The sequence below is a fragment of the Streptomyces sp. NPDC025784 genome (assembly GCF_055558435.1).
In genome coordinates this window covers 1-24,279 of record NZ_JBVHMN010000006.1, presented here as the reverse complement: position 1 = coordinate 24,279, position 24,279 = coordinate 1, and the positions used below count along the sequence as shown (strand labels likewise).

The following is a 24,279-nucleotide window of genomic DNA, read 5'->3' as shown; positions in this document are numbered from 1 at the left end:
CGAGCGGCCCGATCGATGGCCCCGGGTGGCCCATGGCCCTGCTGCCGGACGTGGACACACGCTGGCCATGCAGTTCCTACATCGCGTCGGGAGGCACGCCGTGATCACCACCCCTACACCCAGCATGTTGCGCGGGCTACCCGCCGACCACCGGCAACGGCTGATGCGCGTCGCCCGCGAGGTGGCGTTTCCGCAAGGCACCCGCCTGTTCGAGGAGGGCGGCAAGGCCGACCGGTTCTGGATCATCCGCAGTGGCACGGTCGAGCTCGACATGCATGTGCCCGGTCGTCGCGCCGCAGTTGTCGAGACCCTCCGGCACAACGAACTCATCGGCTGGTCCTGGCTGTTCACACCACACGTGTGGCACCTGGGCGCCGAGGCGGTCACCCCGGTGAGGGCGTACGAGTTCGACGCCACCGCCGTGCGTCTGATGTGCCAGGAAGACCCGGCCATGGGCAACAACATGGCTCAGTGGGTCGGTGACGTGCTCGCCCACCGCCTGCGTTCCTCCCGCACCCGGCTGATGGACCTGTACGGCCCGTACGGCGCCGGCGTCCATGTCTGAACCCGCCCCGGTCGATGCGAGAAGGAGTCACCATGCACGGCACCCCGCACATCGTCAGCGACGTCATGACCCGAACGGTCGCCGCCGTCGGCCGCAAGGCCACCTTCAAGCAGATCGTGCGGCTGATGCAGGACTGGAAGGTCAGCGCCCTGCCGGTCCTTGAGGGCGAGGGTCGCGTCGTCGGCGTCGTCTCCGAGGCCGATCTGCTGCCGAAGGAGGAGTTCCGCGACAGCGACCCCGACCGGTACACGCAGCTGCGGCGTCTGAAGGACCTGGCGAAGGCCGGCGCGCTCACCGCAGAGGAGCTGATGACCTCCCCGGCCCTCACCACTCGCCCGGATACCATCCTCGCCAAGGCCGCCCGCACCCTGGCGCACTCCAGGATCAAGCGGCTCCCCGTGGTCGACGAGCTGGGCATGCTGCAAGGCATCGTCAGCAGGGCCGACCTCCTCAAGGTGTTCCTGCGAGACGATGAGGAGATCGCCGAAGAGGTACGCCGCGAGATCGTGGCCTACCTTCTCCCCACCCCGGGCTCGACAGTCCGCGTGGAAGTGCACGACGGAGTGGTCAAGCTTGCCGGCCACGTCCGCGACTCGTCTCTGATTCCCGTGGCCGCCCGCCTCGTGCGCGCCGTCGAGGGCGTTGTGGACGTGGACTTCGAGTTGGAAGGCCGCGGGCCGGACGACTCATCGAGCACTTCGGTGGCACCGGGAGGTACAGGAAGTTCCGGTCCGGTGTAACGGTGTGAACAGCGTTCGTGCGTGTGGCCCCGCCTCGACGACGGGGCCACACGCACGAGCATCACGCCTTCGGCAACGGATGCCGGGCGGGCGGCGCGGAAGCGGAGGGCAGAGCTGGAGATGTCGGCGCCGGACGGGTGAGCGAGCATGACAGGTCTCTTGGTGGAGACGGTTCTCTTGGCCGAAAATCCGTCTGTGAGCGGCTTCGTCCGCTTGCCAGGTCAACTGCCTCGGCTGCGCATGAGGTTGGAAAGGGCTCCCTACGTTGTTCTGCGGGACGTGGTGAGCCCCTCGTATGGTTCACCCACCCAGGGGTGCCGGGTGTGGTTCAAAAGGCTCTGCCCCAGTGGCTTTCAGTGATTGGCCGCCCGGCGCCCCACGACGACTCGGCTGCCAATTAGGAATTGCGAATGATCGCTGAGTAGGGAATCGACAGCGAGGTCGTCCGTCGGGAGGCATCAGCAGCACACCGCACGGAGGCACCACATGGCCATGATCTGGTCCGGCATCGACGCAGGAAAAACTCATCACCACTGCGTTGCGATCGACGAGAGCGGCCGTCGGCTGCTGTCACGACGCGTCGCCAACGACGAACCCGAACTCCTCGAACTCCTCACCGACGTCCTGGCCCTGGGAGACGAGGTGACCTGGGGCATCGACCTGGCCGACGGCGGTGCCGCCCTGGCCATCACGATCCTGTTCGACCATGGCCAGCCGGTGCACTACATCTCCGGCCGGGCCATCCACCGCGCCTGCGAGAGCTACCGTGGCGAGGGCAAGACCGACGCCAAAGACGCCGCCGTCATCGCCGACCAGACCCGTATCCGCCGCGACCTGCAACGCTTACGCACCAGCGACGAGACCGTCACCGACCTCAAGATCCTCACCGGACGTCGCACGGACCTGGTCGCCGACCGCACCCGCACCGTCAACCGGCTCCGCGCTCAGCTCACCGATATCTTCCCCGGCCTGGAGCGGGCACTGGACCTGACCAACACCGGCCCGCTCACCCTGCTGACCGGCTACCAGACCCCGGCCTCCCTCCGCCGGACAGGCAAAAAGCGGCTCGAGACCTGGCTGCGCAACCGCAAGGTCCTGCGCGCCGACCGGCTCGCCGAGATTGCTCTGGAAGCTGCCGGACGCCAGCACACCAGTCTGCCCGGCGAGAAACTCACCGCTCAGATGGTGCACACGCTCGCCCGGGAAGTGACGGCCCTCAACCAGCAGATCGCCGAGCTCGACAAGACGATCGAGGCCCGGTTTCGCGAACATCGGGACTTCGAAGTGATCACCAGCATGCCCGGCCTGGGCGTCATCCTCGGTGCCGAGTTCCTGGCCGCGACCGGCGGTGACATGACCGCCTTCGGCACCGCAGACCGCCTCGCCGGCTTCGGCGGCGTCGCACCCGTGCCCCGCGACTCGGGCAAGATCAGCGGCAACCTTCGTCGCCCGCGCCGCTACAACCGCCGACTCCAACGCGTCTTCTACATCTCCGCGTTGTTCAGCATCCGCCACTGCGAGGACTCCCGCCGGTTCTACGAACGCAAACGAGCCGAAGGCAAGCGCCACATCCAGGCCGTCCTCGCCCTGGCCCGCCGCCGCGTCAACGTCCTTTGGGCCCTCCTCCGCGACGGGCGAACCTACGAACCCGTGCCGCCCACCGCCCTCGCGGCTTGACAGACAGCATTAGGAATCACTGAGTCGAGGCGTCAGCTGGCGAGGGGGGCCGGCCAGCTCGTGCAGGAGCCGGCGCAGCTTGTCGCCGATCGTGGAGTGCGCGGTCAGCTGCGCGCGCGATGCTCGACCAGGCCCCACGCCGTTGACGTCCTCCCACTCGGACTCCGTCATGTCGTGGACGGCTTCGGGCCGCTGTCGGGTGAGCAGGGTGATGATCCGGACACGGCTGTCGACGGCGGTGGTGGCGCCCCAGCCTACTGAGCGCGGTCAAGCGGCATTTACGTCCGCTACCGGCTCCGTCGGCGCCTCCGCATGAGGGTCCGCTACGCGGCGCTCCCGCTGAAACCGGTAGGCCGTCGCTGGTCCGTCCAGGTGCGTCCACTCTCGAAGACCGCTGTTCAGCTGGTCTTGCGCCCCCACTGCGGTCCCACCTGATCCCACTCGACGCCCCACTGCTCCGTGGCCCGCCGTTCCATCCGCAGACGGACCATCAGTCCGCCTGTCAGAACCAGCAGCCCACCCGCGAGCCCCGCCCCCGCACCGGCCAGCCCGACGCGTGCCGTCGCCTCCGCCGATCCGATCGGCCCGGACACCAGGTGCCCCCGTCCATCGGTCCACACAGTGACAGTGGCTCCGGCGGTGCTGCCGCCCTTGACGGTCGTCTCGTCGGTCCGCAGGACACCGTGGTTGTCGGTCCACCGCACTTTGGCCGTCACGTGGTCGTACTTCACGCCGGTGGTGACGTCCCGTGTCCCGCTCGGTGCGTCGCTCACCATCACGGCCGACACCGGCCTCCGCCCCATCCGATCGTGCTCTACCGCACCATCCACAGCCTGCGCCACGACCGCGCCGCCCACGGCTCCGCCGACGATCGCCGCCGCCCAGGCAGCGAGGACGATCCGCGCTTCGACCACGTCACTGTGCCGTCGCAGCGGATTGCGCCGCCACCGCCAGCCCCTGACCTTCGTGTGCCCTTCCTTCCGCATAGGTCACACCCCCTCCTGAGTACTACGAACCTGAGTACGGCAAGGAAGGTCTCACCAACCGACCGTCGGACGGCAGGGGCCGGCGGACCGTGACCATGGGGCCGGACAGGGTGGATCTCGAAGCCGAGTGGGGCCGGTCGGCCCTATGCCATAGGGGTCCGGCGAGCAATGATCGTCGTCACGGGCACCCGCAGCCCGTCCGTCACCGGGAACAAGGGGTGGACATGACCGAGACACGCACCTTCACGGAGCAGGATCCGATCCGTGTCTTCCTGTTGGACGACCACGAGGTCGTACGACGCGGCATCACCGACCTGCTCGACGCCGAATCGGACATCTCGGTGGTCGGCGACGCCGACTCGGTCGAACATGCCCTGGTCCGCGGCCCGGCCCTGCGGCCGCACGTCGCCGTGCTCGACGTACGGCTCCCGGACGGCGACGGCATCACGGTCTGCCGGGAGCTGCGCAGCCAAATGCCCGAGCTGGCCTGCCTGATGCTCACCTCGTTCGACGACGAGGAAGCCCTGCTGGACGCCATCATGGCCGGGGCCTCGGGTTATGTCCTCAAGCAGATCAGAGGCTCCGACCTGGTCTCGGCCGTGCGCACGGTCGCGTCCGGCCAGTCCATGCTCGACCCCACGACCACCGCGCGCCTGATGCGCTCCCTGCGCGATCCCGCCGAGCCTCCCACCGTCGCCCCGGAACTGGCGAGCCTGTCGCCCCGCGAGCGGGAAATCCTCACCCTGATCGGGGAGGGGCTGACCAACCGCCAGATCGGGAAGCAGCTCTACCTGTCGGAGAAGACGGTCAAGAACCACATCTCGCGACTGCTCGCCAAACTCGGTGTCCAGCGTCGCGTCCAGGCCGCGGTCATGGCCTCCCACCTGGAGCAGCCGGACACCGGCGACCGCCCCAAGTGAGTCCCGGCTAGGGGTTTCGTTCGGATCGGCTCGGATCGGGCCGCGGCGTCCGGTGCGGTGCCTCGCAAGGCGGAGGATCACCGGCGTACCGGGCGTACCCGGCTGGTCCGACAACGCGGCGAGGTGCCGTGCCGGGCGTCGCGTACCCGAGCCGATCCGACCGAAAACCCCTAGGCCGTCCAGAACCCACGCCGGGGCCGGACGGCCCCTCCCTCTCCCCGCATGCCGGAGACCAAGCTGGTTCGGTCACCGAGAAGTCCCGAAGCCACCCTTGGCGGAGGACGGGGAGGAGCCCCCGATGCGTACCGCAGTCCTCGACGCAACGACTCTGGAGACGTTGGTCTCCGCTGCCGTGGCCGCCCCCTCGATCCACAACACCCAGCCCTGGCGCTTCCGCCTGGACCCGGACACTCTCACGCTGGAGATCCGCGCGGCGGCGCAACGCGGCCTTCGCCACATCGACCCGACCGGGCGGGCACTGCACATGTCCGTCGGCTGTGCGGTGTTGAATCTGCGGATCGCGGTGGCGCACTTCGGCTGGGAACCGGTGGCCCGACTGCTCCCGCGCCCCGACGAGCCGGACCTGCTCGCCACCGTGCGCCTCGGCGGCTCCGCCAGGCCCTCCTCACACACTTCTCTCTACGACGCAGTGTGGCGCCGACACAGCAGCCGCTTCCCCTTCTCGGAATGCCCGCCGCCCAGTTCCGTACTCACGGAACTCGCCGAGGCAGCGCACTCAGAAGGAGCCCTGCTGCACCGCCTTACGCCCGTGAGGGCCAACAGTGTCCTGAATCTCACCAGGGAGGCAGAGCACCGCAACACAACGGATGCGAGCCGGGCCATGGAGAGCCGCCGCTGGGTCGGCGAGGCGCAAGGCACCGGCCTGGGCATGCCGCCCGAAGTACTCGGCCCCCAGGACTTTCTGGACCGCATCCCGATGCGGGACTTCCGCGCCCATCGACACGTGGAGGTGCTCGCCGCCCAGCCCTTCGAAAAGCGTCCGTCGATCACCGTGCTGTCCACCGCGCACGACCGGCGCACGGACTGGCTCCGAGCCGGCCAAGCCCTGGAACGGGTCCTGCTCGTCGCCACCACTCAGGGCATCCGGGCATCGCTTCTCCACCAGGCACTGGAATGGCCTGACCTCCGTGACCAACTGGTGCCGTTGACAGACGCCCGTCGCTCTCACGCACAGATGGTGATTCGCCTCGGGTACGGTCCCCAGGGACCGAGCACGCCCCGCGCCGGCAACGCCCTGCTGCCGCAATAGGCCCTGTCTGACCTGCTGAAGCGAAACTTGAGCTACGAGGTCGCTACAGAGGAGCCCGGGCACAGACATTCTGTGCCCGTCCAGGACATCGACCTGCGGTCAGGAGCGCATGACAGCCGGAGCAGGCACTGAGGGGCTGCCGCAGCGGACCGGTGGCATCAGAACTGAGTTCTGGCAAGATCTTGCGCGGCGGTCGCAGAGCCGCCTCCGTTGTCCCGTCCCACCGGAGCCCGAGGGACCGCAGCGGCGGATTGCGATGACGCCGCCGGCGGTCACTGTTTCCGCTCTCCAGGGGTGAACGGGCCGGTGGCGGGAGCTACGCATGTGTCAACAATGGTGTTCTTGCCGGCTGCCGAACCCTCCAAGCAGAGCCGTCCGCCCTTGTCACGCAGGTCGAGGAAGAACCGTGTAGTCGCACCGGACTTCTTGAGGTCGTGTATGCGCTCGTCGACGTAGCCGAGATCCTTCAGGATCGTCCTGACCTTGGTCGGGGTGGGATCCACCAGATCCCAGAGGGCCTGGGCAATGCGCTCTTCATGGAGGGAGCTCGCGCACCAGTCCCGAGCGTTCAATTCCACCTCCGGACCTGCCGTGGGCGCGACGGGCTCCACGTCCGGCGACACCTCGACCGAACCGGGCGCCAGGGTCTGCGCCGGACCGCTCGGCGGTGTCTGTGGCAGGGCACTGGGGGGACACGACTGCGCGACCTCGTCCAGCATCGCCGTGAAGGCCGCGCTGGAACGGACCTCAGCAGTGTCGGCAGGCTTGCTTTGCGGCCCGCGGGCGCTTGTCTCCTCGGTTCCGCAGCCGGTGAGCGCCACAGCGGCAATAGCGGCTGTCACGAGTGTGAGCCGCGGGCGGTGCTGGGAGCGGGCAACGGCGCTGGTCAGGGGAGAGGTTCGTCTCATGCGCCAAGTCTGCGATCAAGTGCTCCCGCTGCACGTGAGTACGCGTACTCACGTGCAGCGGGAGGACGCGCTCAGATTTCGATGAGACGTGACCAACTTCGTGGGTGAGATGGCGCGGACGTATGGGCTTGTCGGTGGTGGGGCTTTGGCCGGGCAGGTCGGTCCGGGTGCCGGCGATGCCGGGCTGGAGGCCTTTGAGGGGAGTTGCCGGACCGGTTCTGGCCGGCGGGGCTGGGGCCGGCACGTCACCAGGTGGTCCAGGGCAGGCGGGTGGCTTCGATCTCGAGGTCGCAGAGCAACGCCTCGACCAGTGGGCGGGGGCCGCAGACTTTGGTGCCCCAGAGGTCGTAGTCGGTGCAGACGATCCAGGAGCGGTCCGCGGCCCACAGGTTGGACGGGGTGTACAGGATGTTCGGGTGGTCGAAGAGGGACTGGGCGTCGCCCAGGCGGCCCGAGCGGACCTGTCCCTTTTCGAAGTCCCGCGTGACGATGGGGTTGTAGTACGCCAGGCAGGCGGTATCCGCTCCCTCGGGGCTGTGCGTGCTGAGGAATCTGATCAGCTGGTCCCATGTCGGCCTGTCAAGGCTGCCCTCGGCGGGCCATTCAATGGAACCGGGCCGGATGTCCGCCTTTTTTGCGGAGGGGAAGCAGCGAGAGCAGGGGTACAGGCCCTGCGGCACGACCGGATCGCCGATGCGGGAGGCCAGTTCCGTCCATCGCAGCCGCTTCCAACTCGGGCCGGGGTGCTCGTCCCGGCTCTGGGCGTCGTTGACCGAATCCTCCGCGGTTTCCCCGCGCTCATACATGCCGCCGAGCACCCAGGCGGCGTCGGGCCGCCCGGGTGCCTCGTAGCCGGTGAGGCCGTCGTCCTGAGCGAGCTCGGCGAGCCAGTCGGTCTCGGAGGCGGACGCGACGGGCCACAGAGCGAGGATGTCATCGCGCATTCGCCCAGCCTACGAGACCTGGGCGCGACCAGCTCCGAGACCCGGTGAACCATCCGGTCACAGCACCAGTCGGCCACGCAACGGCAACGAAGAGCAGTTCCGCAGGAAGGCAAGGGAATGCTCGGCTCGTTCGCGCGGGGCACCGCCCGCTCTCGATTCTGACGGTGGGGAGCTTCTCCGCTTCCTCACTTCGGCCACCCACGTCAGTCCCAGACCGAGCCGGACCGTGGTCCGAACGAGACACCGTCATTGTCACAGTCTCGGACCAGCACGATCGGGCCGCCGGGGTGCCGCCGGGCCGCGACGAGGGGATCGCGGTCGTCGGTTCAGGCGAAGCTACGCCGCCCGCCGCACCTGTTGTCGTCGTCTCGTCCAGCACATCGTGGTCCGGATGCCCTGCGCTTGCCGGCCCGCTGGAGGGGGATGGGAAGAGGCGATGAGAACAGGTCGCTATGCTGGCGGGCGACATAGGTCGTACATCGAGGAGTTACAGACGTGGTGGGTGACGACGACATCTCCGGGTGAGATCCGGATGTGACGGCCACCGGCCGGCGCTCAGGAGCGCTGCCGAGGTGGTCCGTTTCGTCGTACCTCCTTCTCCCACGTCTGCCCAGGGCAGAGGTCTACGCTCTGCCCTCAGTATCTTCGAGGTCACTTCCATGTCCGACGCTGCTGTCGTCTGCTCGAACGTCTCCTTCACCTGGCCCGACGACACCCCCGTCTTCCACGACCTGTCCTTCTCCGTGACCCCTGGTCGTACGGGCCTGGTCGCGCCCAACGGCTCCGGAAAGAGCACTCTGCTCAAGCTGATCGCCGGTGAGCTGCAGCCCGCCACGGGCTCGGTGTCGGTGAACGGCAGGCTCGGCTACCTTCCGCAGACCCTGCCCCTGACCAGCGACCTCACCGTCGCCGAGGTGCTCGGCGTCGCCGCGGTGATCCGCGCCCTGGACGCCGTGGAGTCCGGGGACGTCGACGTGAAGCACTTCGCCACCATCGGTGACGACTGGGACATCGAGGAGCGCACCCGCGCCCAGCTCGACCGCCTGGGCCTGGCCGACCTCACCTTGGACCGCAGCCTGAGCACACTCAGCGGCGGCCAGGTGGTCTCCCTCGGCCTCGCCGCCCAGTTGCTGGGGCGCCCCGACATCCTCCTGCTGGACGAGCCCACCAACAACCTCGACCTCCAGGCCCGGCACCAGCTCTACGACGTGCTGTCCGACTTCAACGGCTGTCTGCTCCTGGTCAGCCACGACCGCGCGCTGCTCGACCGCATGGACCGCATCGCCGAACTCGGCAGCGACGAACTACGCCTGTACGGAGGCAACTTCACCGAGTACGAGGAGGCCGTCCGCGTCGAGCAGGAGGTCGCCGAGAAGAACGTCCGCAACGCCGAGCAGGAACTGAAGCGGGAGAAGCGGGAGCTGCAGCAGGCCCGCGAGCGCGCCGAGCGCCGGGCGAGCAACGCCGCCAAGAACCTGAAGAACGCCGGTCTGCCCAAGATCTTCGCCGGCACCATGAAGCGCGGCGCGCAGGAGGCCGCGGGCAGGTCCGGCACGATGCACGCCTCCCGGGTCAGCGATGCCAGGGCCCGCCTCGACGAGGCCGGGCGGGCCCTGCGCGATGAGCAGAGGCTCACGCTGGAGCTGCCCGACACCCAGGTACCCGCCGGCCGCAACCTGTTCCTCGGCGAGGGCATGCAGGTCCGCCTCGGCGACAAGGACGTGTTCGCGGCCGACGGCCTCGACCTGAGCGTCCGGGGCCCCGAGCGCATCGCGCTGACCGGACCCAACGGCGCAGGCAAGACCACTCTGATGCGGCTGGTCACCGGCGATCTCGCCCCGGAGAGCGGGGAGATCAAGCGCAACGACGGGAGGATCGCCTACCTGTCGCAGCGCCTGGACCTGCTGGACCTGGATCGCACGGTGGCGGAGAACTTCGCCGTGTTCGCGCCCGAGCGGCCCGAGGCGGAGCGGATGAACCTGCTCGCCCGGTTCCTCTTCCGGGGCGCGCGGGCCCATCTGCCGGTGGGTGTGCTCTCCGGCGGCGAGCGGCTGCGCGCCACCCTGGCCTGTGTGCTGTGTGCGGAGCCGGCTCCGCATCTGCTGCTGCTCGACGAGCCCACCAACAACCTCGACCTGGTCAGCGCGGGCCAGCTGGAGAGCGCGCTCAATTCCTACCAGGGCGCCTTCATGGTGGTCAGCCACGATGAGCGGTTCCTCGCCGAGGTCGGGATCAGCCGCTGGCTGCGGCTGGCCGACGGGCTGCTCAGGGAGACGGCGGCACCGGTGGTGTGAGCCGCCGACGTGTGACCTGGCCCGCGCCCGAGGCGATGCGCCCGGCGGGCCGACCATCGATCACGCCAGGACGGTACTCCGTGCCCCAACCCGCTCTGCTCGCCCACGACCTCGTCCGCGTCCTCGGCGGCCGTCGCGTCCTCGACGGCGTCTCCCTCGTCGCCGCTCCCGGTCACCGCATCGGCCTGATCGGGGAGGACGGCGTCGGCAAGTCCACCCTGCTGCGGCTGCTCGCCGGCGTGGACGAACCCGACGCGGGACGTGTCACCCGCCCCCGCGACCTCGGCTTCCTCCACCAGGAGATGCCGTTCGACGCGGACTCGACGGTCGCCGCCGTACTGGACGAGGCGCTGCGCGAGACCCGTGAGGACCTCGCCGAACTTGACCGGCTCGGCGATGAGTTGGCCCGCTTGCCCGAGGACGACCCCGGCCACCGGGAACTCCTCGACACCTACGGCAGGCGTCTCGAACAGGCTCAGGAGCGGGAGTCCTGGGACGCCGACCGCCGCGCCGCGCTGGTCCTGGACGGGCTCGGCCTCGGCGCCGTCGGCCACGACCGGAGCCTCGGCTCGCTCTCCGGCGGGCAGCGCGGCCGGCTGGCCCTGGCCGCGCTGCTGATCCGTCGGCCCACCGCGCTGCTCCTGGACGAGCCGACCAACCACCTGGACGACGACGCTGCCACCTTCCTGGAGGGACAGGTCCGGTCCCTGCCCGGCACCGTGGTGGTCGCCGGCCACGACCGGGCGTTCCTCGACGCCGTCAGCACCGACCTGATCGACCTCGACCCGGCTCTGGACGGACCCGTCCGTTACGGCGGCAACTACAGCGCCTACCTGTCCGAGAAACACGCCGAGCGCTGGCGCTGGGAGCGGCGGTACGCCGAGGAACAGGAGGAACTGGAAGAACTGCGCGAGTCGGTGGGCGTGACCGCGCACCGGGTCGCCCCGGACCGCGGCCGCGTCGACAACGAGAAGATGGGCTACGGCCACCGGGCCGGCCGAGTGCAGCACTCCATCTCCCGTCGGGTGCGCAACGCCACCCGGCGGCTGGAGGAGCTGGAGCGCACCCAGGTCACCGAGCCGCCGCGCCCCCTGCGATTCGCCGCCGCGGACTTGGCGAGGGAGGCCGAGGAGAGCACGGAGCCGCTGGTGGCACTGCGGGACGTACGGGTGCCGGGACGGCTGGCACTGGACGCCCTGGAGGTGGCGGCGACCGATCGGCTCCTGATCACAGGCGACAACGGGGTCGGCAAGTCGACGCTGCTCGCCGTCCTCGCGGGACGGCTCCCGGCCGAGGGCGAGGTGCACAGTCGGCGCCACTTGACGGTGGGGCTGCTCACTCAGGACACCGTGTTCCAACGGCCCGAACGCACGGTAGGCGACACCTATGAAGCGGCGGTGGGTTCGGCGCGGGCGGCGAAGGTGCCGCTCGGCTCGCTCGGCCTGATGCACGGGGACGACCTGGACAGGCCGGTCCGGGAGCTGTCGGTGGGGGAGCGCCGCCGACTGGCGCTGGCACTGTTGGTGGCCCGCCCGCCCCACCTGCTGCTGCTCGACGAGCCCACGAACCACCTTTCCCCCCGCCTGTGTGACGAACTGGAGGAGGCACTAGGCACCGGACCAGGTGCCATCGTGGTCGCCAGCCACGACCGCTGGCTGCGCCGACGGTGGCAGGGCCGGGAGGTTCGACTGGCCCTTGGGTCCGACCGGCGGACGAGCGACACCAAGACTCGCTGACCGGAGGGATTGCGACGCCGTGACGAAGTAGCAGCCTGAGTACGGGTGTTGCCGAGGTGATCCCGTCTTGTGCAGGACTTTCCCCCAGCAGGGATGGTCTGGAGTGCTGCATCAGCGCAAGGTCACCCTGGCCGAGTGCGTTCAGCTGGAACTCGTCTCCGGGGCGGTCCAGTTGTGTCCCGAGGGCGCCATGTTCGACGCGATGCTGGGGGGATGGCGGGCGCAGCAGAAGTCGCGAGGGCTGCGGGACGACGGCCGACGACCGGGAACGACTGATCCGCCGGTTCCACGTGCTCGCGAACGCAGCCGTTTCGGCTGTACGGCCTTCGAGCAGGGCTGCCCCCGGATTGCGAGCAGCCGCGCGTTCTACGATGCGAACGCACTCAGAAACCCCTTCGATCGCAGGTCAGCAGGGGCGGTAGCATCACGCCTCGTGAACATGGACATGCAGACGGTTGAGCTGACCTACCACCCCACCGCGAAGGACTTCACGGCGGGGCTTCTGGCACGCAGGAAGGTCAGCCCTGCGGGGCGGCGGGGGCTGTGGCTGATGGCCGCCATGCCCGTCTTCGCCGCCCTGATCGCGGCGATCGACCTGCCCCGGGGCAGGTTTGAGGTCTTCCCCACGGTGATGCTGCCCGTACTCGCGGTCCTGCTCTTCTTCACGCCCCACCTCCAGGCGCGCTCGCTCGCCAAGGTCGCAGCACGCAATGGGCTGTACCGTGCGACCGTCGACGAGTCCGGGGTGACGACGGCGCACGACGGCGCCACGACCACGGTCAGGTGGGCCGCTCAGTCGCGCTTCCGGGAGACGAAGGACGTGTTCGTCATGTTCAGCGACGACAAGAACGCGACGTGCTTCAGCATCCTGCCCAAGCGCGGGATGCAGAACGAAGAGTCACTGGACGCCCTGAGGGCGATCCTCGACCGCAACCTGACCCGCCTCTAGTACTCGGCAGCACTCCGACGTCTTCCCTGTCGCATGACTGACTGGCCGCGCAGAACCCGGCTCTACTCATCAGGCGTCCCTGCCATCGATCATCCGGGGAACCGGGAGGCGCTCTACCGGCGGACGGCCGAGATCAGTCCGCCGGGCCACTCCTCGCGCCGCGGCGGGGTGCTGATCGGGCGGCCGTAGGCGGCAGCGCGCTCGCGCAGGGTGTGGCTGTCAGCCTCCCAGCCGTGCCCGGCCAGCCAGCCCACGGGGTCGTCGGGCATCTCCGAGACCCACATGGACGCCGCCGATCCGGGAGCGGCGTCCGCGCCGAAGCGCTCGATCACGCCACGCGAGCCCAACGTCAGTCCCAGCCGACTGCCTGCCGCCGACTGCGCGCCGATCCGGGCCAGCAGCAGCTCCACGGCGTCCTCGGGCAGATAGATCAGCAGTCCTTCGGCGATCCACACGGTCGGCTCCGCCGGGTCGTGCCCTGCGGCGGCCAGCGCGCCCGGCCAGTCGTCACGCAGATCCACCGCGACGGTGATCCGCTCGCAGCGTGCGACGGCCCGCTCCTGGCGCAGCACCGAAGCCTTGAAGGCCAGTGGCTCGGCGGTGTCGACCTCGAACAGCCGGGTGCCCTCAGGCCAGTTCATCCGGAAGGCCCGGCTGTCCATGCCGGTGCCGAGCAGCACGACCTGCCGGACCCCGGACGCGGACGCCTGCTGCAACAGGTCGTCGAGGAACTTCGTCCTGATGACGATGGAGAACGACACGGCCGGCCGTCGGCGTCGCGCGGCCTCGTCATCGGGCAGCGGCGGCGAGGAGGGCCACAGGCCGCCGGCGGTGGCGAAGGCCTGTGCCAGCGGGTCGCGGAACAGCGCGCTCTCCCGCTGGGTCTCCAGCGCCCGCACCCTGGCCACCCCCACCGCCGTGGCCCACACGCCCGACGGCTGCACCCGCTCCTGCCCATCAGTCATCGCGCCAGCCTAGATGACCGATTCCAAGGGGCCCGATGAGGGGAGTCAGGTTCATGCGTGGCCGGCCGGTCATGCGCGCGCCGGCCGCCCACGACCTCGTGGAAGCCGGATCAGGCGCGCAGGGTGACACCGAAACGGCTCTTCATCCGCCGCAGTTCCCACAACGAGACGGCGGTCACCGACAGTGGTCCGCCCAGCGTGGAGCAGAACTGGACGATCGGTGGACCCCCTGGCAGGCCGTCGCCGATCAGGCTGAAGGCCGCGAACACCCAGACCAGCGCCACGGTGAGGACGGGCGGCAGCATCGGGTGGACCTGGGCGCTGTTGAAGGCGCTGCGGGCCGAGTACAGCGACGCCATGAAGAAGAAGGGAAAGCCCCACACGATCACGATCATCGAGGCGACGACCAGTATGTACTCCCACCAGTCCTTCCCGTCGTCGGCGTTGACGATCAGGGCCGTCGGGACGAGGACTCCGCCGATGACGACCAACGTCAGCACGTACCAGCCGACCGCTTTGAGCGGAGCGCGCAGCCGGGAGCGCAGATGCGGCCGCAGGCGCGGGGGCGCGTAGTAGATGAATCCGACGATGACCAGTGGCGCGGCGATGATCAGCACGAACGGGGCGACGATGAGTTGGGCGGCACCGCCATACGCCGCGTCCTCCCAGCGGTTCGGGTCCACGTTGTAGGCGAGGATCAGGGCGAGGGTGGCGGCGGCACCGAGTATCGTGCGGGCCACCTGGACGCGGTCCACGGCACGGTCCACGATCCGGCCTTCACCCTCCTGCGCGAAAAGCCTGGTGGCGACGCGGTGCGCGGAACGCAGGATCGCGCCGACGAGCCCGAAGGGAGCGCCGAACGACAGGCAGCCGCGGCGGCGCCGGACGGCGGGCCGCACCGGCTGGGGGCCGTAGGGGGAGGGGTTCGGATAAGGAGGCTGGTTCGGGTACGGGCCCGGATTCGGTGGTGGCGGACCGTACGGGCCGCCCTGCGGTGGTCCGTACGGAGCGCCCCAGCCGCCCTGGCCTCCCGGTCCGTTACCGCCAGGTTGACCCGGGCCGTTTCCCGGCCCCCATCCTCCCGTAGCCATGCCGCTCCCCGTTCGCGTTCGGCCAGTTGCTCTGTGTGTGTCCTGTGGTGCCACGGCGCAGTGTAGTGGCACATCGGGTGACAGCGGCCGCGCTCGTTGCCGGTCACACCGCCTTGTCCGTCGCGCCACATACGTGATTACCCGTCAGCGCCCCGGTGAAGCGCTCAGGCCCGTCAGGGCAGACCGGATCGAGGTCGCAGGGCCGCGGGGCCACCAGTCGGCGTAGCCCTGTTCCGAGACGTACGCGTACCACAACCCGCCGCGTTCCAGGCGGAGTTGGACACGGTCTCGGGAGTGGGTGAGAAGGTTGCGCCGGGGACGGAAGACCGGCGGGCCGGCGGCGAGTTGAAACGGGCCGGCGCGGTCGAAGCGACTGGCCGCGGGTCCCAGGTCTCCTTGGGAAAGGCGAGCCCTTCGATGAATCACTGCCGTCAGGCCGCGAGGGCGCGGGCCAGTTCGGCGGGGTGCGGTCGGCGGCGGAGATACTCTGAGCGCCGGTTCGCAGTGGCATTGCCGCTCACCGTTCAGCGGTGCCGTTACCACCGTCAATCTCGTAGATCCGCCGTTGAAGCCGTTCACCGGCCCAGTCCAGCCCGACGCCCAGGTCGAACCAGCGCCGATCCTTGCGGACTTCGGGTGGTGAGAGGTTCACCGCGGCCCAGGAGAACACCCCCAGGAGGATGGAACGCCCGTTCCGCGTTGTGCGCACGGACAACGCAAACGACGCGGCGAGTGCCGCGCGGGTGACCAATATGAACTCGTCGTTCTCAGAATGTCGACGCCCACCGGTGAGAAAACAGGGCGTTTCAAGGACCTTTACCCACTCGACCACTGCATCTGCCACCTGGGCGCGCAAGGACTCTTCGATGCCCTTCCGGACGGCGGTCGCGGGATCATCACCGAGCCAGCCAAGCCAGTGATCAGGGTCAGTGAGCTTGCTGAAGTCGTCCTGTGGCACCCCGTGACGGGGATTCGCCTGGTACTCACCTGTCAGTTTTCCATTGCTGTCCACCAACCACGCGCCGCGGATTGCCTCGGGAGGTACGTAGCCGTTCGGGTCGTCGATATACGTCGGGTCGATCTCTGTGACGCTGCCACCGGGGTTCTCAGCAGCCGCCGCATGTAGAGCCGGCTCGTTCGGTATGCCCCTACGCCGGCTTCGCGAGCCAAAACGTCCCACGTCCCCACTCCCACCGTTGCCCTCCCAGTTGACCGCGATTGTGCCGCACCGGTCAGAACCGCATGAGAGGGGTGAGGATGTGGGCCCGCAGAAGTTCGAACGGGATTGGGGGCGGCTGGGGTGTCGTGCTGGGTCAGTCCCACCAGAGCACGACGAGCAACTGTCGCCGGGCTGCGTCGAGATAGAACTGGCGCAGGGCGTTGAAGTGCTGCAGCAGGTACTTCCCGGGGCCGCCGATGATGTGATCGGCGCCGTGGCCGATCAGGGAGCCGGCCGTGTGGTCGTCGGATGGCAAGGCGCCGAGGAGGGCGGGGATGTCGATCTGTGCGAGTAGTTCTGCGACGCTTGCCACCTCAGTGGCGGACAGGGCGGTGGGCGCAGGTCCGAAGGGGCCGATTTGGTGCGGGTGGGTGCTGAGGAAGCCCAAGTCGATTGTGGTGTCGCCGTCGGTGGCCCGGCGGAGAGCGTCGAGGTGGACGTCGCCGAGCCCGGCCAGCTCGCCGACCCGTTCCAGTACGGCCGGCGCCCAGTCCAGGTCCAGGACGTCCGCCGACGGCGGATCCCAGTGGGGATCGCCGTCCGGGGACGCGCCGGCGGACTGGCGATAGGTGGCGAGGTGCTCCGCCGAGATGCGGGCGAGCTGCTGGGTGACGGCCATGACGGCAGTATCCGGACGACGTCCACCGGAATTTCGGCTACTTGCCGGGGGCTGTGTATGGGCGCTGCCGCTCTCATGCGGTCGTGATGTGCGAGCTGCTTCAGTCGAGGAGGCTGGTGCCGATCCCGGAGCCGGGTGCGACGTCGTAATCAGTGGGGCCGAAGACTCTGGCGCCGGTCGTGCTGAGGCAGCGGGGCCGGGCCATCGGTCACATCAGTCAGGGCGACCTCGCGAATGCAGATGGCCCCTGCCAGGCCGGGGTGGAGCAACGTAGCGCCGTCGGACGTTGCATCAATCGCCACGAGGGCAAGATCTATGGCTACTCACCGCGCCTCCCAGTACCCAGGCTCCGCACGCGGTCACGGCGCGTGGCAACGACTTCAACTTCCTTGTGCACGTTCGGCACGGAACGACGACTCGGGCCCTCTCCGAATTCGAGATCGCCCAGCGCTACTGCCACGGCTTCCAAGCCGCGTCCGCGTTCGCCAAGGGGCCTGGCTGCCGTGGATCGATGGGGAGATGGGGCTCAAGCGGGCCGTGCGGGATTCTCCACAGTGATCCGCTCTCCGTCCCACACCAGAGTGTCTCCGAGACCCGCGGCGACTGGCAGTTCGGTGCCGCGCTGTGCGATGACACCGCCAGCTCCCCAGCTGGAGATGCAGCGGTATCCGTGGCGCTCGCACCACAGCCCGGGCCCTTCGGGATGCAGCGCCCCACCGAGAGTGAGCCGATTGGGGTTTGCGATGGCCCGGTTGCCGATCATGCGGCGTATGAAGTCCGCGGACCTTTGATGCTCGACGAGTGCAGCCACACGGCGCTGAGGGCGTGCGAGCGGGTCGGCTTGCCGCTCATGCCAGGCAGCGAGCTCAGCGAGCGTCCTGAAGTTCGCCATGACACCTCCGTTGGACAGCCGTCCGCCCCGGTGCATCACGCCGGGGCGGGGCTTCAGATCACGCAGCCGCATGGGCTGATGGATACGACCCTGCTACGAGGCGCCACCGACAACTCGGCTTCATGGGCCGATGATCGTTGAGGGCGGCGAGGTCTTTCGTGTGACCACGTACTCCGCCCCACATGACGGGCATCGGTATTCATCACCCCTACCCTGCACCGGATGACGCACCAGGGCGTAGCAGTCATGCCGTGTGGGGCGATCCGGATTCGGCTTGGGTTTCGGAGTGCGCAAAGCCGCCAGCTCACCAGTGAGGACGGACTCATCGATCTCTGGTGGCCACCCGACCGGTCCCTCCTGCTCCCTGTCTGTCATGCCCGTGAGAGTGGCGCAGGCTCGGCAGGTCGGCAAGAACGCCTCAGCGGATCGACAAGCGGTGCTCGCCGGCGGGCACCGTGCATGGCGGGCCGGCCTTCGAGGGCGAGGAGCAGGTGGCGCTCGGGGTTCACGCCACGACCCAGGTGTCTGATAGCCGGCGAGCACGCGTACGCGGCAGGAGTCCCACCGTCGCAGGCCGTAGTCCGGGATGTCGAGTGGCTGTGACGGTTGCCGACTCCCGCAGGAGGAGCAGGGGCGGCGGTCGGGCGAGGTCGGGTCGACGAGCCCTGCCAGGTGGAGCGGCGGGGCGGCACGTCGGGGCGCGGGCGAGGCGGGAGGGGCTGATCCCGAGGTGGGCGAGTGCTCGCAGGTGCATGGCGTCCTTCTGCCGGCTCGTCCACCTCGTGGTGTCAGTGGGCAGCCCAGAATCGAACACATGATCGAATCTGCTTATCCGGGCTCGACCTCCTGTGCTTCCTGGAACGCCGACGAGAGCAGGATCTCGACCGTCCCCGACGGTGGATCGCCGCCGAGGAACGCCGCGAAGCCGAACCCAAGAGCGGCGCCGAAGCCCAGCCCCGGCACCGGATTGGCTCATCGAGCCGGGCCTGGACCGACACGCCCCCGCGGTCTACGTCCAGGTCGGCGGCTGCCACATGACAGGCCAGAGGTCGAAGGGTGTAGCCCGGTTCAGGCGCTGCGCACCCCGGTCGACGGCGTCCCCGCCTGCAGCCACGGCCGGCCGGACCGGGAGCTCGGGTACCTGGAGTGAGCGGCGCGGACATCCGTCCAGGCTGTCGAAGTGGGAGGCTGGGACTATGTCCGAGTGCGTGCCCGTGGTCGTACATTCGCCGGATCCCGAGGGTGGCAGGCGAGTGGTGATCCGCGGTGAATCGGTCGGCACGGCCTACCACCTGCTGGAACTGGTGGAGTTCCTGCGCCTCGCGGGCCTGCCCGAGGCGGACACGGCGATCGACGACCCCGAGCTGATCGATTGGCAGGGCGGCGGACCCGACGTGTGGACGCCGCCAGGTGATCCGGCTCAGGACTCCTGACACAAGTGGTGGGACCTGGTCAGAGCTCGGTGTGGTGCGCGAGGGCGCTGGGTAGCGGTCGGCCGTGTATTCGCACGCGACAAACCCGGCGACGGCGGCGATCGTCCCCGGGATACTGGTCGCCCATGGATGAGGTCGAGGTCGTCGTCGCCCATTCCGAGCGTGCGACAGTGCGCGTCGGCGACGTGTTTCTGAAGGTGGACGCCGATCAGGCGCGCATCGACGTCGAGGTCGAGGTGATGTCCCTGGCGCCGGTCCCGACCCCGGAGGTCCTGTGGCGGAAGCCGCCCGTGCTCGCCATCGCCGCACTTCCGGGGGCGACGCTCGGGCACCTCGGCGGGCCGTCGACCGGGTCACCGGCGGCGTGGGCCGCGGCGGGCGCCGCGATCCGGAAGTTGCACGACGCGCCGCTGCCACCCCGGCCCGGCCGGGCCGGCCGGAGCATCGTCGCGCTGACGGCGGAACTCGACGACGAGTGCGAGTCGCTCGTGACGAACGGTGTCCTGCCCGCCGACCTGGTCACCCGCAACCGCCAGGTCGCCGAGGCCGCGTTCCGGCCGTGGACTCCGGTGTTCACGCACGGCGACCTGCAGATCGAGCACGTCTTCGTCGACGGCGACGAGGTCACGGGCATCATCGACTGGTCCGAGGCGGGCCAGGGTGATGCCCTGTTCGACCTCGCCACCTTCACGCTCGGACATGAGGAGCACCTCGACGACGTCATCGCCGGCTATGGCACCGATGCCGACGTCGACGTCGACGTGATCCGCGCGTGGTGGTCTTTGCGAAGCCTGCTGGTGGTTCGCTGGCTTACCGAGCACGGCTTCGACCCCTTCGCGCCGGGCTGTGAGGTCGACGTGCTGAGATCCCGGATGTGAGGCGGCCCGGGCACGCCGTGTCGGGGTACGTGCGGTGTTCGGCCATGTCAGTACCAGCGGACTTGGCCGGCAGCCCCATGGCCCGAGGAGGCGGCGTGGCGGAGAACGCGGAGCGGGCCGTCAAGAAGCTCGTCCGCGTCGTGATCGGGGTCGTCACCCAAGCCGGTCATCCAGGCGTGGATGCGCGCGATCGCGTCGCGACGTGGAGTTCCGCTCAGGGCGAGGGTCTCCTCGACCGCGGGCAGCTGAGTGCGGACTTGCTCGGCATCGAGAAGGAAGTCCCCGAACCGGCCCGGCAGGCGCAGCGTCGCATCGGGACCCAGTGCGTAGGCCAAGGCGGAGAACGGGCCGGCCTTGCGCGCTGTGGCCACGAACAAACCCTCCTCCACCTCGGGAGGAAACCGATCCATGACCGCGTCGCGCAACTCCTCCGCGTGGTCGGAGCCGTCGTGGCAGGCGTCGAAGAAGGCGCTCAGCCGGAAGGCGTCCTCGTCGGCGCTCCATTCGCCGGGAGAGCTCGTCGACGGAGTGAACAGGGACGACTGCGCCTTGCTTCGCCACCAGGCCAGCTCCCCAGGAACGTCACAGTGCACCGTTGTCGGCGCCGGGTCCTGGCCCCGAGCCCTCAGCAAATCCCGTACCTCCTGTTCAGGCACCGCGCCGACGATCCACACTCCTGTGACGCTCAACTCGGTCTCCTTCTGGTCTTCCACCCGAACCCGGGCTCGTCTCAGCCGTCGGCATGACCGTTGTCCGTACTGCGGGTCCACAGGGAGAGGTCGCTGCTCGTCGCTACGGCGATCGTTCGGCCGGAGGGGGAGAAACGGGCCGTACGGAAGGTGGAGTAGTTCGAGTGGAAGATGTGTCCCCGGTCGTCTCCGTGTGGACCCGCGTGGGGGTGCCCGCCGTCGCGGGTGATCGACCGGCTCACCGATGGACTTCTCCCTGTGCCCCTGCGCCCGTTCTGGCCTTGGGCTCCCACGAGCTTCTACGAGGCTCCCGGACTCGTCCAGCATGTCTCAGACGAAGGAGGGGACAGCGGGTCCAGTGCCTGGGCAGGCGCCACGCATCGCGGTGCCCTCGCCCTTCTGGTCAACGCCTCCGTCGAATGGGGCCGTTTCGACGGGTGACATCGCGAGGAAGCGCCGTAGCCTCGCCTCAGACACCGGCAGAGATCTGTGAACGCGGCTTGGCTGTCCATGTCAAGCCGCGCTCGCAAAGCCAATTGTTGAAGCCGACAAGGATCGCTTCATTGACCGGCGATCGCGACCGGAAGTCCGGTCGCACGGCGGCTATGCAGGGAGGCGGCGGGGGGCGAGCAGGGTGCGCAGTGGAGCGGTGTCGGGCGTGTCGGCGACGGCCGCGTCGATGGCGTCGTCCATGCCCTTCTCCCACGACTCGGGGAGGATCAGTCCGGGCTGCCCCGACCAGCCGATGTCAGGCTTGGCGTGTCCGGACTCAGCGAGGCGCAGGTGGACCATGCCCGCGAGCCCGTCGAAGATCCTGGGGCGAATGAAGTTGCGGGCGGACGGCCCGATCAGTCGCGCCGCCTGATGAGGTTTGGGCATGCGGTCGGCGACCTCCATCCAGAGCAGGCCGCGGTCGAACGCGTCGAGTATCTCCTCCAAGTTGGGCAAGAGGTCGTCGGCCACCTCGCCCGTCGTGGCATCTCGGCGTACGGTCACCGTGCCACCTGCGTCGTGCGCCGAGGAACGAAGCGCCCTGGCCACGGCGACCCGCAGCGGCCGGGACCAGACCTCGGCGTCGGTGATCGCGCGGGCCATGGTGAGATCGTCCCAACTCATGCGCCGCAGCCTCGCCGACTCCTGCGACAGCGTGCACGCCTCCAGCGCGGCGAACACCTGGTCCGAGTCGCGCAGCAGGGTCAGCCCGACCGTCTCATCGGTCGACCGGTCCGGTCGGTCGTCGTCGGGCAGCTTTTCGATCAGGGCGATCCGTTCGGCTGTCGGAGGGTGCGAGTCGTATGGGTGCGGCCGCGGCGGCCGCTGACCGGCGGAGAGCGCAGCGAGCCGCTCCCCGGTCCGGGCGGCGAGCAACCGACGAAAACCGCCGTGCACCTCGCCGACGGGCGGTAGGGCGCCCAGCGAGCTGCCCATCGCGGCGTAGGTCTCCAGGTAGTGGGTGTACGCGCCGTCGAGCACCGGAAGGGTGCGTAGCGCAGCGGCCGTCGCCTCACGGCCCGCGTACCGGGCCGCCATCTGGTCTGCGGCGAGCTCCTGGTGGCGAGCCACGGACTGCGTGGTCCGCAGAAACATCCGGGCGTAGCCGACGTACAGGGCGCCGATCGCGTGGTGCAGCCTGGTGCCGCCCTCCTGAAATGCCTCAACCGTGTGCATCAGTGCTTCCCGGCCGCGCATCGTGACACCCCCGAGCCGGGTGTCGAGGTTGCCGTAGTGCCCGAACTCGTGAGCGAGGACGGCACGCAGCTGCGGGACGGTCAGCCCGGCGAGCAGCGGCAGGCCCAGGAACATACGGCGTCGTCCGTGCAGCAGTCCCAGCAGGCGGCTCTGTTCGGCAACCCCCGCGTTGACCTCGGCGACCAGGTAGAGCTCGTCCGGCGGCCGCTGCCCCGTCACTTCGGCAGCGGCCCGTACCTGTTCCCACAGCTCGGGCTGCTGCTGAGGAATGACCGGCACCGCGTGGGGGACCGGACCCAGACGGCCGGCCCGTAGAAAGGCGAAGAAGCCACGCACAATCGCCGCCGCCAGCAGGACGGTGACGGTCAGAACCATGCCCTGGACCCAGGCGGCCCGCGCGGTGACCAGCCGTGTCATCACGAGCCAGTCGAACACCGCCGTGGCCGACAGCAGAACCACGCCCATGAGGAAGAAGCCGAGCAGCAACGCGAACGCGCGGACAGCGCGCAGCCGAAACGTCATTGAGAAACCCCCACCCACATGGTTCACCAGCCCGAACACGCCAGAAGCGCTCGCGGATACTACCCGCAGTCCGACGGCCGGGTTCCGCCGCTCCCGATCGACCGAGATGGACGCGCGCTGCCGCAGAGCCCGCCAGACCGTCGGCCACGGCCCTGGAGGCGGGAAGAACCCACTCCTGGGTGCGAACAACTACAGCACCACTGATGCGGTGTGTGAACGCGCCTTGATGATCCACGCCAAGCCGCGTTCACAGACCTTTCCAGTCCAGCAGTTTCAAGGGGTCGACCGGACTGATGGAGCCGCGCTCCTCACCAGCCGACCTGGGCGTCTCCCAGCACGGTGCTGCCGAGGTGTGCGGCGAGTTTCTCCGCCCGTGGAAGATCGCCCCACTTATCCACGTGGACGAAGACGGTGTGGTGGTCGGCCGGCCGAGACCAGTCGATCTCGTCACCGTTGAAGAAGACCTCCACGCCGTCGTATTTGGCGACGCCGGGCCGCTCCGCCTCGGCGTCGTCCGGCCATCTGCCGCCCCAACCGATCGAGGCCATTCCCTTCCCGACGGCTCGCACGAACCGCTCCTCCAGGGTGCCGGCCTCAACGTAGTGCAGGGTCTCCAGAGGCAGCTCCGGCTCCAGCGCGGAGTCCTCCGCGGTGGTGATCGTCAAGCTGAACTCCGCGTAGTCATGTGTCACGGGGTCCATCGGGGGATCGACGTAGTGGAACTCGGCGTCGGGGAGCACCGCCGCCATCCGCCGCGTGTCCTCGACAGTCAGCACCTCGGCCATCAGGGTCACCTTGTCGTCGTGATACTCCAGCAGAGCTTTCAGGCGCAGCGCCTGCGTCCATGCCTCGACGGCGTCACTGGTGCGGAAGACGGGATACGCCTGTGAGTTACCCATGCGCCCCACTCTCACACGGGGCAAAAATGCGCTGCAATCGGGTTTCCGCCGGGGCTGTCAGCGGTCACGCCTTTCCCCGCGATCCACACGATCAGCGTCACGTAATTCCCCACCCGCACGGTCACGCTTCCCACGGGATGGCGGTTGCGAGTGCATGCCCTACGACAGGGGAAGGCCGAACCCCGCCCCTTCCTGCCCTTCACATGACCAGGGGGTCGGCCGGTGGCCAGGGGTAGCCCAGTTGCTCGGCATCATGCGAACCTCCCCAGACCTCGGCGCTGGCACGGGGATCGCCTGCGGTCAGAAGCCGTGTCTCAACCGATCACGGAACGTGCAAGTCGAACAGGTTTCTCGCCGGGGTGATCTTCTGGCGGTCGACGCATGAAGACAGGGC

22 protein-coding genes are annotated in these 24,279 nt (G+C 69.0%); 10 read left to right on the top strand and 12 right to left on the bottom strand.

Translation table 11 applies throughout. The features are described from left to right. The first annotated feature begins 100 nt into the window (after nucleotides 1–100). The 3 genes from ACZ4IF_RS15495 to ACZ4IF_RS15485 all read left to right on the top strand — a co-directional run bounded on the left by ACZ4IF_RS15495 (nucleotide 101) and on the right by ACZ4IF_RS15485 (nucleotide 2,982). Nucleotides 101–565, top strand: a complete 465-nt coding sequence (locus tag ACZ4IF_RS15495) for a Crp/Fnr family transcriptional regulator (RefSeq protein ID WP_467563096.1) — start codon at nucleotides 101–103, stop codon at nucleotides 563–565. A gap of 32 nt (nucleotides 566–597) precedes the next feature. After that, a complete protein-coding gene (locus tag ACZ4IF_RS15490; protein ID WP_467563094.1) occupies nucleotides 598–1,305 on the top strand; it encodes a CBS domain-containing protein in 708 nt (235 codons plus the stop codon). Nucleotides 1,306–1,791: 486 nt separating this feature from the next. After that, the gene (locus tag ACZ4IF_RS15485) at nucleotides 1,792–2,982 is read left to right on the top strand and encodes an IS110 family RNA-guided transposase (RefSeq protein ID WP_467563092.1); all 1,191 of its coding nucleotides are present in this window, start codon (nucleotides 1,792–1,794) and stop codon (nucleotides 2,980–2,982) included. A 398-nt stretch (nucleotides 2,983–3,380) separates the two neighbouring features. Here the strand turns inward: ACZ4IF_RS15485 and ACZ4IF_RS15480 are convergent, their stop codons facing one another. Further along, the gene (locus tag ACZ4IF_RS15480; RefSeq protein ID WP_467563090.1) at nucleotides 3,381–3,968 is read right to left on the bottom strand and encodes an Rv1733c family protein; all 588 of its coding nucleotides are present in this window, start codon (nucleotides 3,966–3,968) and stop codon (nucleotides 3,381–3,383) included. 224 nt (nucleotides 3,969–4,192) lie between these two features. Between ACZ4IF_RS15480 and ACZ4IF_RS15475 the strand changes: the two genes are divergently transcribed. Together ACZ4IF_RS15475 and ACZ4IF_RS15470 are read left to right on the top strand one after the other, a co-directional pair. Beyond that, the gene (locus ACZ4IF_RS15475; RefSeq protein ID WP_467563088.1) at nucleotides 4,193–4,888 is read left to right on the top strand and encodes a response regulator; all 696 of its coding nucleotides are present in this window, start codon (nucleotides 4,193–4,195) and stop codon (nucleotides 4,886–4,888) included. A gap of 298 nt (nucleotides 4,889–5,186) precedes the next feature. Further along, nucleotides 5,187–6,158: an Acg family FMN-binding oxidoreductase gene (locus tag ACZ4IF_RS15470; RefSeq protein WP_467563086.1), complete on the top strand. Its 972-nt coding sequence runs from the start codon at nucleotides 5,187–5,189 to the stop codon at nucleotides 6,156–6,158. Nucleotides 6,159–6,430: 272 nt separating this feature from the next. On the opposite strand, the gene ACZ4IF_RS15465 is transcribed toward ACZ4IF_RS15470, so the two are convergent. Together ACZ4IF_RS15465 and ACZ4IF_RS15460 are read right to left on the bottom strand one after the other, a co-directional pair. Next, nucleotides 6,431–7,066 carry a hypothetical protein gene (locus tag ACZ4IF_RS15465; RefSeq protein WP_467563084.1) on the bottom strand — a complete coding sequence of 212 codons (636 nt, stop codon included), beginning with the start codon at nucleotides 7,064–7,066 and terminating at the stop codon, nucleotides 6,431–6,433. Between the two features lie 245 nt (nucleotides 7,067–7,311). Beyond that, nucleotides 7,312–8,010, bottom strand: coding sequence for a hypothetical protein (locus ACZ4IF_RS15460; RefSeq protein WP_467563082.1), 699 nt, complete (start codon nucleotides 8,008–8,010; stop codon nucleotides 7,312–7,314). Nucleotides 8,011–8,669: 659 nt separating this feature from the next. Here ACZ4IF_RS15460 and abc-f point away from each other — a divergent pair. The 3 genes from abc-f (at nucleotide 8,670) to ACZ4IF_RS15445 (ending at nucleotide 12,989) form a co-directional block, all read left to right on the top strand. Beyond that, on the top strand, nucleotides 8,670–10,304 hold the full coding sequence (gene abc-f / locus ACZ4IF_RS15455) for a ribosomal protection-like ABC-F family protein (RefSeq protein ID WP_467563080.1): 1,635 nt from the start codon (nucleotides 8,670–8,672) through the stop codon (nucleotides 10,302–10,304). A gap of 80 nt (nucleotides 10,305–10,384) precedes the next feature. Further along, nucleotides 10,385–12,040, top strand: coding sequence for an ABC-F family ATP-binding cassette domain-containing protein (locus ACZ4IF_RS15450; RefSeq protein ID WP_467563078.1), 1,656 nt, complete (start codon nucleotides 10,385–10,387; stop codon nucleotides 12,038–12,040). 439 nt (nucleotides 12,041–12,479) lie between these two features. Next, the gene (locus tag ACZ4IF_RS15445; protein WP_467563685.1) at nucleotides 12,480–12,989 is read left to right on the top strand and encodes a YcxB family protein; all 510 of its coding nucleotides are present in this window, start codon (nucleotides 12,480–12,482) and stop codon (nucleotides 12,987–12,989) included. Nucleotides 12,990–13,102: 113 nt separating this feature from the next. Here ACZ4IF_RS15445 and ACZ4IF_RS15440 read toward each other — a convergent pair whose 3' ends face one another. The 5 genes from ACZ4IF_RS15440 to ACZ4IF_RS15420 all read right to left on the bottom strand — a co-directional run bounded on the left by ACZ4IF_RS15440 (nucleotide 13,103) and on the right by ACZ4IF_RS15420 (nucleotide 18,738). Further along, nucleotides 13,103–13,954, bottom strand: a complete 852-nt coding sequence (locus ACZ4IF_RS15440) for a class I SAM-dependent methyltransferase (RefSeq protein WP_467563076.1) — start codon at nucleotides 13,952–13,954, stop codon at nucleotides 13,103–13,105. 110 nt (nucleotides 13,955–14,064) lie between these two features. After that, a complete protein-coding gene (locus tag ACZ4IF_RS15435; RefSeq protein ID WP_467563074.1) occupies nucleotides 14,065–14,853 on the bottom strand; it encodes a hypothetical protein in 789 nt (262 codons plus the stop codon). A gap of 709 nt (nucleotides 14,854–15,562) precedes the next feature. Then, nucleotides 15,563–16,225, bottom strand: coding sequence for a hypothetical protein (locus tag ACZ4IF_RS15430; protein WP_467563072.1), 663 nt, complete (start codon nucleotides 16,223–16,225; stop codon nucleotides 15,563–15,565). Between the two features lie 133 nt (nucleotides 16,226–16,358). Beyond that, entirely contained in the window at nucleotides 16,359–16,883 is a 525-nt protein-coding gene (locus tag ACZ4IF_RS15425) for a DUF1877 domain-containing protein (RefSeq protein WP_467563070.1), read from the bottom strand. A gap of 1,720 nt (nucleotides 16,884–18,603) precedes the next feature. Continuing rightward, a complete protein-coding gene (locus ACZ4IF_RS15420; RefSeq protein ID WP_467563068.1) occupies nucleotides 18,604–18,738 on the bottom strand; it encodes a hypothetical protein in 135 nt (44 codons plus the stop codon). Nucleotides 18,739–19,028: 290 nt separating this feature from the next. On the opposite strand from ACZ4IF_RS15420, the gene ACZ4IF_RS15415 reads away from it, so the two are divergent. Both ACZ4IF_RS15415 and ACZ4IF_RS15410 read left to right on the top strand, forming a co-directional pair. After that, nucleotides 19,029–19,208: a hypothetical protein gene (locus ACZ4IF_RS15415; RefSeq protein WP_467563066.1), complete on the top strand. Its 180-nt coding sequence runs from the start codon at nucleotides 19,029–19,031 to the stop codon at nucleotides 19,206–19,208. Nucleotides 19,209–19,333: 125 nt separating this feature from the next. Beyond that, complete coding sequence (locus ACZ4IF_RS15410) at nucleotides 19,334–20,086, top strand: phosphotransferase family protein (protein WP_467563064.1); 753 nt, start codon at nucleotides 19,334–19,336, stop codon at nucleotides 20,084–20,086. A gap of 47 nt (nucleotides 20,087–20,133) precedes the next feature. Here ACZ4IF_RS15410 and ACZ4IF_RS15405 read toward each other — a convergent pair whose 3' ends face one another. The 4 genes from ACZ4IF_RS15405 to ACZ4IF_RS15390 form a co-directional block, all read right to left on the bottom strand. After that, entirely contained in the window at nucleotides 20,134–20,799 is a 666-nt protein-coding gene (locus ACZ4IF_RS15405) for a hypothetical protein (RefSeq protein ID WP_467563062.1), read from the bottom strand. A gap of 17 nt (nucleotides 20,800–20,816) precedes the next feature. After that, the gene (locus ACZ4IF_RS15400; protein WP_467563060.1) at nucleotides 20,817–21,017 is read right to left on the bottom strand and encodes a hypothetical protein; all 201 of its coding nucleotides are present in this window, start codon (nucleotides 21,015–21,017) and stop codon (nucleotides 20,817–20,819) included. A gap of 361 nt (nucleotides 21,018–21,378) precedes the next feature. Then, nucleotides 21,379–22,986: a M48 family metallopeptidase gene (locus tag ACZ4IF_RS15395; RefSeq protein WP_467563058.1), complete on the bottom strand. Its 1,608-nt coding sequence runs from the start codon at nucleotides 22,984–22,986 to the stop codon at nucleotides 21,379–21,381. A 308-nt stretch (nucleotides 22,987–23,294) separates the two neighbouring features. Further along, nucleotides 23,295–23,885 (bottom strand): hypothetical protein, encoded by a 591-nt coding sequence (locus ACZ4IF_RS15390; RefSeq protein ID WP_467563056.1) that lies wholly within the window; start codon nucleotides 23,883–23,885, stop codon nucleotides 23,295–23,297. Nucleotides 23,886–24,279: the final 394 nt, after the last annotated feature.